This window comes from Cellulomonas sp., from assembly GCF_036279715.1.
Classification (GTDB): Bacteria; Actinomycetota; Actinomycetes; order Actinomycetales; family Cellulomonadaceae; genus Cellulomonas_A.
On the sequence record NZ_DASUIR010000063.1, the window covers coordinates 1 to 7,381 of the forward strand.

Consider the following 7,381-nt stretch of genomic DNA (forward strand, 5'->3'; position numbering starts at 1 on the left):
ATCGCCTGGGGCAAGGAGCAGATGGCCTCGTACAAGTACCCCCGGATGGTCGAGATCGTCGAGTCGCTGCCGACGACTGCGACCGGGAAGATCCTCAAGCGCAAGCTCAGGTGACGTGACCTGCATCCCGTACGCACGGCATCATCACGCCCGGCCGGGCGACCCCGGCCGACCCGACTGTCCACGGGCCGCCAGTGCGAACCACGCGAGGGCGAGGGCGGCGAGGTTGAGTACGCTCGAGGACGGCATGTCGAGCATCCCGGGGCCCCACCAGGTCCCGAACCCCGTGACTGAGATGCTGCAGAGCACGACGGGGATCACGACCGCGAACGGCACCACGGCGTGCGTCCAGGGTCGCCGCTGCGCCGCCCAGGTCCGCGCCCTCCGGTCGAGAGCGGCTGCCGGACCGGCGACAGCCCATGCCGCCGGAAGGATGACGACGAGCCCGAGCGCGTGCGCAAGCCACCACGGGAGGCCGAGTGGTCGGGCGGTGAAGCCGAGGCCCCAGGCCGCCCCGGCGACCAGGGCGACGAAGGGGATGTGCCAGAGGTAGATGCCGATCGCCCGGGACCCGAGCGCACCGACTGCCCGGTACGTCCGGTCCGCGGCGAGCCGGCGCACCAGCCACGGCCAGAGTGCCGCGAGCAGCAGGATCTGGCCGAGGCCGTACAGCGCGACGACGAGCGTCGGGGGTGCCAGGTTCGACGGTTCCGGATCGCCTCCGAAGGACACCATCGACGACGAGTACGGACCGAGCACCCCGAGCCCGACGGCGGCCGCGACAGCGACCACGCCGCCGGAGACGAGCCACGCACGCCGAGCCTCCCGCAGCGCGGGGAGGTGGTACCCGACCTGGTGCACGAACGCCCAGACGAGGACGAGGTTGAGCCAGCCCAGCGGCGCCCAGACGTTCCACCGCAGCAGGTCCACCGCGATGATGGCGCCGAGCCACAGGCCGACCGAGAGCCACGGTCGCCGGGTCCAGCGGGTCGTCCAAGGGACCGCCGCCGTCGCGGCCGCGTACACGGCGAGGAACCACACGAGCTCGGCGAGGAAGCGTCCGGCGAACCCGGCCAGCGGTACCAGGAGCGCCACGGGAAGCAGCAGCACGGTCCACACGGCCGTGTAGACCAGGCCCGGGGTCGCCAGCCGCACCAGACGGCGCCGCAGGTACGCGGCGACGTCGGGGTCGCGATGCCACGAGAGCGCGTTCGCGACGGCCCCGGCCGCGAAGAAGAGCGGCAGGACCTGGGCGACCCACGTGACCCAGACCAGGCCTGGGCGCTGGTCGAGGACGGCGGCCGGGCTCCCGGTGCTGGTGTCCCACTCGAGGCTGTGTCCCACCACGACGACGACCAGGGCGAAGGCCTTGACCGCGTCGAGCACACGGTCGCGCGCGCCGAGGCCGGCGTCCAGGCCGGTCGCGAGTGGCGAGGAGCTGCCCATCGCGTCCTCCCGCGCCTGCGGATCCTGGAGACTCTCGCATCGTCTCACCAGCTGGGGAAGCCCGCCGGGGGCGCGACTATGGTGAAGCGATGTCGGTCAAGCAGATCCAAGTCACCTTCGACTGCGCTGAACCTGAGCGCGTCGCTCGATTCTGGTGCGAGGTGCTGGGGTACGTCGTACCGCCGCCGCCAGAGGGCTTTGCTACGTGGGACGATTTCGATCGCGCGCTGCCGCCTGACCATCAGGGTTCGGCGTTCGCCTGCGTCGATCCCTCAGGTGTGGGCCCGCGACTGTTCTTCCAGCGCGTTCCCGAAGGCAAGGTCGTCAAGAATCGGCTCCATCTTGACGTGCGGGTCGGCACCGGGCTCGTGGGTGAAGAGCGCCTGACCGCGCTTGAGGCCGAATGCGCACGACTGGTCCCGCTCGGCGCGGTACGGGTGCGACTACTGCCTGCGGATGGCGAGGACGAGTCGTGCCTCGTCATGCAGGACATCGAGGGCAACGAGTTCTGTCTCGACTGAGTGGTCGCGAACGTGAACGAGCCGTCGCACATCCCGCGGCACCTCCGCTCCACCCGAGCCGTCAGTTCGGGACCGCTGCCCCCGCGAGGTCCCCGACCGGCTCGTAGACGCACGCCGGGTCCTCCCCGAGCGGGTTGCCGTCGACCGCGAAGGCCCGCGCCCGGGACCCGCCGCACAGGTCGGCGTACTCGCACCGCCCGCACCGTCCCTCGAACGCGGTTCCGCGGATCTCGCGGAGGACGTCGTTGTCGCGGTAGATCTCGCTCAGGGGACGCTCGCGCAGGTTCCCGAGCCCGAGCGGCAGGAACCCGGCCGGGTAGACCTCGCCGTCGTACGCGACGAAGAGGATGCCCTTGCCGTCCCGCGTCGCGGCCGTGTGCGCGCTCGGCTTGCGGGTCGGCGCGCCGAGCTGGTCGCTCAGGCGTGCGGTGAGCTCGCGGTACGTCTCGGACGTGGGGGCCTCACCGCCCGCGCGCCGTGCGGCGACCACGCGGCGGAAGAACGGCGCCTCGACCGTCCGGACGATGAACTCGTACGCGGACGCGTCGAACAGGAAGTGGCACACGTCCTCGTGCTCAGCGGGGGTGATCGCGTTCGTCGCGACCCCGCGGCCGACGTGGACGAGGAAGAAGACCTCCCAGACGTGGGCCCCGGTGCTCTGCACGAGCGCGGCGATGTCGGCCAGCTCGTCGAGGTTCTCGCGCATGACCGTGGTGTTGATCTGGACGTCGAGCCCCGCGGCGACGAGCGCCCGGATGGCCGCGACGGTGTCGTCGAAGTGGTGCTCGATCGCGCGGACGCCCTCGTGGGTCGGTGCGGTCGCGCCGTCGAGGCTGATGGAGACCGCGCGGACGCCGCTGGTCGCGATGCGCTCGATCATCTCCGGGGTCAGCGCGGGGGTCACCGAGGGGGAGAGCGCCACGGGGATCCCGAGGTTCTTCGCGTGCTCGACGAGCTCGAACAGGTCGGGGCGGAGCAGGCAGTCGCCACCCGTGAGGACGAGGATCGGGTACGGGCGCCCGAACCCGGCGACCTGGTCGATGAGGTCGCGTCCCTCGGCGACGTCGAGCTCGCCCGGGAGCGGCTTCGTCAGGGCGGACGCCCGGCAGTGCCGGCACGCGACGCCGCACGCCCGCGTGGTCTCCCAGAAGACGAGCATGGGGCGCTGGGCGAAGTCCACCTTCGACACGGGCACGCCGGGGTGGCCGTTGCCGTGTCCGTGGCCGTGCGGTCGGTCGGGCGTGGGGATGGTCATGCGGATCCTCTCGTGGGGGTGCTGGGGCTCGCGAGCCCCGTCAGCACCGTGTCGGCGGTGCGTCGTGCCTGGCCCACGCACGTGGCCACGCCGACGCCTGTGCTGGCGGCGCCGATGACGTGCACGCCAGGGATCGCGCCGAGTGCGCGCGAGATGCGGTCCAGCCGGCCCTGGTGTCCGACGGTGTACTGCGGCATGGCCCGTGGCCAGCGTTGGACCTGGGCCTGGATCGGGGCGGTGCTCATCCCCATGGTCCGGACAAGGTCGGCGTGGACGCGTGCGACGAGCTCGTCGTCGTCCATGTCCATGAAGCGTCGGTCGCCGTACCGGCCCACCATCGCGCGCAGCAGGACGGTCGACGGATCGGCGAGGTGCGGCCACTTGGCGGCGAGCCAGCTGCAGCCGACGAGCAGCAGGTCCTCGTCGGCCGGGACGAGGAACCCGGTGCCGTCGAGCTCGCGGGTCAGCGCCTCGCGCGGGTACAGGAGCGTGATGGACGCGGCGTCGACGTAGGGCACCTCGGCGGCGGCCTCGGCGGCGTCCGGCGCGAGGTCGGCCAGCAGGGGAGCGGTGACGAAGGCAGGTGTCGTCAGGACGACCGCGTCGGCGGCGAGCTCGCTCCCGTCGGAGAGGGTCAGGACGTAGCGGTCACCGTCGCGCCGCAGGGACTCGACCCCGGCGCCGAGCCGGACCTCGCACCCGTCCATCGCCGTGATCGCGTCGGTCAGGGACTCGACGAGCCGGGTCAGGCCGCCCTCGAGGGACACGAGCGCGGGGCCCTGGGGTGCTGCCCGCCGCGGCTGGCGTCGCAGGGCGAGGTAGATGCTGCGGCTCCGGCGGGCCAGCGCGTCGACCTCGGGCACGGTGCTACGCGCACTGAGCAGGTCGGCACGGCCGGCGTGGATGCCGCCGAGCAGCGGGTCGATGAGTCGGTCGAAGACCTGCGTGCCGAACCGGGGACGCACGAGAGCGCCGATCGAGAGGTCCTCGTCGTCGGGCACAGCCCGGCGCGGCAGCACCAGGTCGAGGCCCGCCCGGGCGATGCCGAGGGGCGAGAGCAGGCCCGACAGCAGCAGGGGCAGCAGGCGCTGCGGGATGCCGAACATGGTGCTCGGCGGAAGGGTCCGCAGCCGGCCGCGGGACCACACGAACGACCCACCCGCACCGGGCGCGACCGTCGCGCCGGCGAGGTCGAGGTCCTCGAGCAGCGCGCGCATGGCCGGCGCGCGGACCATCAGCGCGTCGGGGCCGGTGTCGACGAGGTGCCCGCCGATCGCCTGCGTCCGCACCTTGCCGCCGAGCCGGTCGTCGCGCTCGACGAGGACGACCTCGAGGTCCGGTCGGCCGGCGCAGCCGAGGTGGTACGCGGCGGCCAGCCCGCTCACACCGCCACCCACGACGACGACGCGCTGCGGGGTGGTGACGGGGGACTCTTCTCCGGGGACGGACATCTGGGCGAACGTAAACCAGCGCCCACGCGGGTCCTGGGCCTTAGGTCCCATGCGGCCGCGCCGTCGCAGGCGCCGGGCGGCGGGCGGCGTCGCGGGTGCGGCAAGATGGGCCTCGTGACCGCGTCGATCGAGCTGCCCGGTTGGACCCCCACCTACTCCGGCAAGGTCCGGGACCTCTACGTCCCGGATCCCGCCCACCACGTGGGTGCGACGGTGCTGGCGAGGTTCGGCGACGTCCTGCTGGTCGTCGCGAGTGACCGGATCAGCGCGTACGACCACGTGCTCCCGACGCTGATCCCCGACAAGGGCGTCGTGCTCACGCAGCTCAGCCGGTGGTGGTTCGACCAGCTCGCGGACCTCGTCCCGAACCACGTCGTCCCCGACGCCGACGACGCAGTCCCGGCGGCTGTCGCGGGCCGCGCGATGGTCTGCCGCCGGCTCGAGATGTTCCCGGTCGAGTGCGTCGCACGCGGCTACCTGACCGGCTCCGGGCTCGTCGAGTACCTCGCGAAGGGCGAGGTCACGGGCATCCCGCTGCCCGCGGGGCTCCTCGACGGGTCGCGGCTGCCCGAGCCGATCTTCACGCCCGCGACCAAGGCGGCCCTCGGCGACCACGACGAGAACGTCAGCTTCGACGTCGTCGCCGGGCAGATCGGCGTGGACGACGCCGCGCGGCTGCGTGACCTGACGCTCGCCGTCTACGCGCGTGCCGAGCGGATCGCGCGCGAGCGGGGCGTGATCCTCGCGGACACCAAGCTCGAGTTCGGGGTCGACCCCGCCACGGGCGCGACCGTGCTGGGCGACGAGGTGCTGACCCCCGACTCGTCGCGGTTCTGGCCCGCCGACGACTGGACACCGGGCCGCGCCCAGCCGAGCTTCGACAAGCAGTACGTGCGCGACTGGCTGACGTCGGCCGCGTCCGGTTGGGACCGCGCGGGCGACACCCCGCCGCCGCCGTTGCCCGACGACGTGGTCGAGCGGACCCGGTCGCGCTACCTCGAGGCGTTCGAGCGGTTGACCGGTCACCCGCTCGCCTGACGCGGTGGGCCGCCGGGCCGACGGTCCTGACCCCAACCGTTCGGACCCGGCCGCGGCATCAGCCACCACGGTGGCCACCCGGGTGCCGCCCGCAGCGCCGCGGAGCGACCGCCTGGTGGATCGTCGACCCGTCGACGATCGATCGATCCGTGGACACGAAGGTCTCACGTTCTCCGCCTCCGTACCGATCTGAGAGGCAGAGACGGACCGAAGGGGCTCCGTGTCCTGGCGGCTGTTCGACGAAGGAGCTCGTCATGGTCGAGAACCTGTCACGAGGCGGACCGGTGGTGGAGCGCCGGCGGGGACCGGGTGCCTGGGGGATGGGTGCGTCCAGGGCGCTGTCTCGCCTCCGGCTGACCGCGCGCCTGGGCCTGCTGGTCGCCGTGCTGCTCGTTCCCACGGTCGTGGCGATGTGGTCGTTCGTCGGGGTCATGAGCAGCCAGGCGGCGTTCTCGGCGGCCGAGCGGGACGGCGTGACCGTCCTGACACCTGCCCTTGCGGCGCTGACGGCGACGGTCGCCGGTGACGCCCCCGACGTGGCCGCAGTCCGCTCGGCGGTCGCGGCCAGGCCCGGTCTCGCTCTGGAGAAGGAGATGGCCGCAGTCGACGGGGCTACTGCCGGGGCGACGACTCCTGGTGGCAGGGCGCAGCTGGCCTCCTCGCTGGTCGATCTCATCGATGCGGCGGCCAACAACTCCAACTTGATGCTCGACCCGGACCTGGACTCGTTCTACGTGATGGACGCACTCGTGGTGCAGGTGCCGAAGGCTCTGCTGATGGCCGCGCAGGCCGCGGTGCCCCCGAGCGGCACCCCTGACCAGCAGGTGGCCACGCAGGCCGTGCTTGCCGGGCAGCTGGCGAGTGCCGCGGCCGCCGTGGAGTCCGACCTTGCGATCGCGACATCGCACACCGCAGACGGTCACCTGGTCGCGGACACCCGGAGCCTGTCCGCCTCTGCATCCACCGTGAGTGCGCTGTCCTCGACTTTGACGGCGTCCCTCGCCCATCCGGCCGCGGCGGATCCGGGAGCAGCGGGCAGGGCAGCGGGCCAGGCTGCGACGTCGGCGACGCCCACGCTGGACCGGCTGCTCGAGGCGCGGATCGCCGGCTTGTCCGAGCGCCAGCTGATCACACTCGGAATCACGGTGGTCAGCTTGCTGGTCGCGCTCGCCTGGGCCGGCGCGGTGGTCATGAGCTCCCGCACGGATGTCAGCCTTGCGCTGGGCAGTATCCAGGCCATCGCTGGAGGCGACCTGACGGACCGTGCCGTGCCGATCGGGCGCAACGAGATGGGCGACATCGGGTTGGCAGTCGCAACGGCCCGCAGCCAGCTGCGGTCGACGATGGCCGGTGTCGCGGAGACTGCCCAGACGGTGAGCGCTGCTGCCGAGGAGCTGTCGGCGGCCAATGCGCAGGTGTCGGCGGGCTCGGCGGAGACGAGTGTGCAGGCGGGGGTGGTGGCGGCTGCGGCGGAGCAGGTGTCGCGCAATGTGCAGACGGTGGCGGCGGGGGCGGAGCAGATGGGTGCTTCGATCCGGGAGATCGCGCAGAACGCGAATGAGGCGGCGAAGGTCGCGAATCAGGCGACGGGGGTGGCGGCGGCGACGAATGAGACGGTGCTGAAGCTGGGGACGTCGAGCCAGGAGATCGGGAACGTGGTGAAGGTGATC

5 protein-coding genes and 1 pseudogene are annotated in these 7,381 nt (G+C 72.5%); 3 read left to right on the forward strand and 3 right to left on the reverse strand.

Annotated features, from left to right (window positions below; all coding sequences use genetic code 11):
* Positions 1 to 144: 144 nt before the first annotated feature.
* The gene (locus VFW79_RS06535; RefSeq protein WP_329676513.1) at positions 145 to 1,446 is read right to left on the reverse strand and encodes an acyltransferase; all 1,302 of its coding nucleotides are present in this window, start codon (positions 1,444 to 1,446) and stop codon (positions 145 to 147) included.
* A gap of 89 nt (positions 1,447 to 1,535) precedes the next feature.
* Between VFW79_RS06535 and VFW79_RS06540 the strand changes: the two genes are divergently transcribed.
* Positions 1,536 to 1,967 carry a VOC family protein gene (locus tag VFW79_RS06540; RefSeq protein ID WP_329676514.1) on the forward strand — a complete coding sequence of 144 codons (432 nt, stop codon included), beginning with the start codon at positions 1,536 to 1,538 and terminating at the stop codon, positions 1,965 to 1,967.
* Positions 1,968 to 2,028: 61 nt separating this feature from the next.
* Here VFW79_RS06540 and VFW79_RS06545 read toward each other — a convergent pair whose 3' ends face one another.
* On the reverse strand, positions 2,029 to 3,222 hold the full coding sequence (locus VFW79_RS06545; protein ID WP_329676515.1) for a TIGR04053 family radical SAM/SPASM domain-containing protein: 1,194 nt from the start codon (positions 3,220 to 3,222) through the stop codon (positions 2,029 to 2,031).
* Entirely contained in the window at positions 3,219 to 4,673 is a 1,455-nt protein-coding gene (gene hemG / locus VFW79_RS06550; protein ID WP_329676516.1) for a protoporphyrinogen oxidase, read from the reverse strand. Before hemG ends, VFW79_RS06545 begins: the two co-directional genes overlap by 4 nt.
* 105 nt (positions 4,674 to 4,778) lie before the next feature.
* Here hemG and VFW79_RS06555 point away from each other — a divergent pair, with 105 nt between their 5' ends.
* A complete protein-coding gene (locus VFW79_RS06555; RefSeq protein WP_329676517.1) occupies positions 4,779 to 5,711 on the forward strand; it encodes a phosphoribosylaminoimidazolesuccinocarboxamide synthase in 933 nt (310 codons plus the stop codon).
* A 254-nt stretch (positions 5,712 to 5,965) separates the two neighbouring features.
* Positions 5,966 to 7,381 (forward strand): annotated as a pseudogene (locus VFW79_RS06560) (hypothetical protein); the annotation flags it as partial.

Bases quoted from the DNA above. Each gene is read 5' to 3' on its own strand.
- hemG (WP_329676516.1), bottom strand. From the start codon at position 4,673: ATGTCCGTCCCCGGAGAAGAGTCCCCCGTCACCACCCCGCAGCGCGTC.
- VFW79_RS06555 (WP_329676517.1), top strand. From the start codon at position 4,779: ATGGGCCTCGTGACCGCGTCGATCGAGCTGCCCGGTTGGACCCCCACC.
- VFW79_RS06545 (WP_329676515.1), bottom strand. From the start codon at position 3,222: ATGACCATCCCCACGCCCGACCGACCGCACGGCCACGGACACGGCAAC.
- VFW79_RS06535 (WP_329676513.1), bottom strand. From the start codon at position 1,446: ATGGGCAGCTCCTCGCCACTCGCGACCGGCCTGGACGCCGGCCTCGGC.
- VFW79_RS06540 (WP_329676514.1), top strand. From the start codon at position 1,536: ATGTCGGTCAAGCAGATCCAAGTCACCTTCGACTGCGCTGAACCTGAG.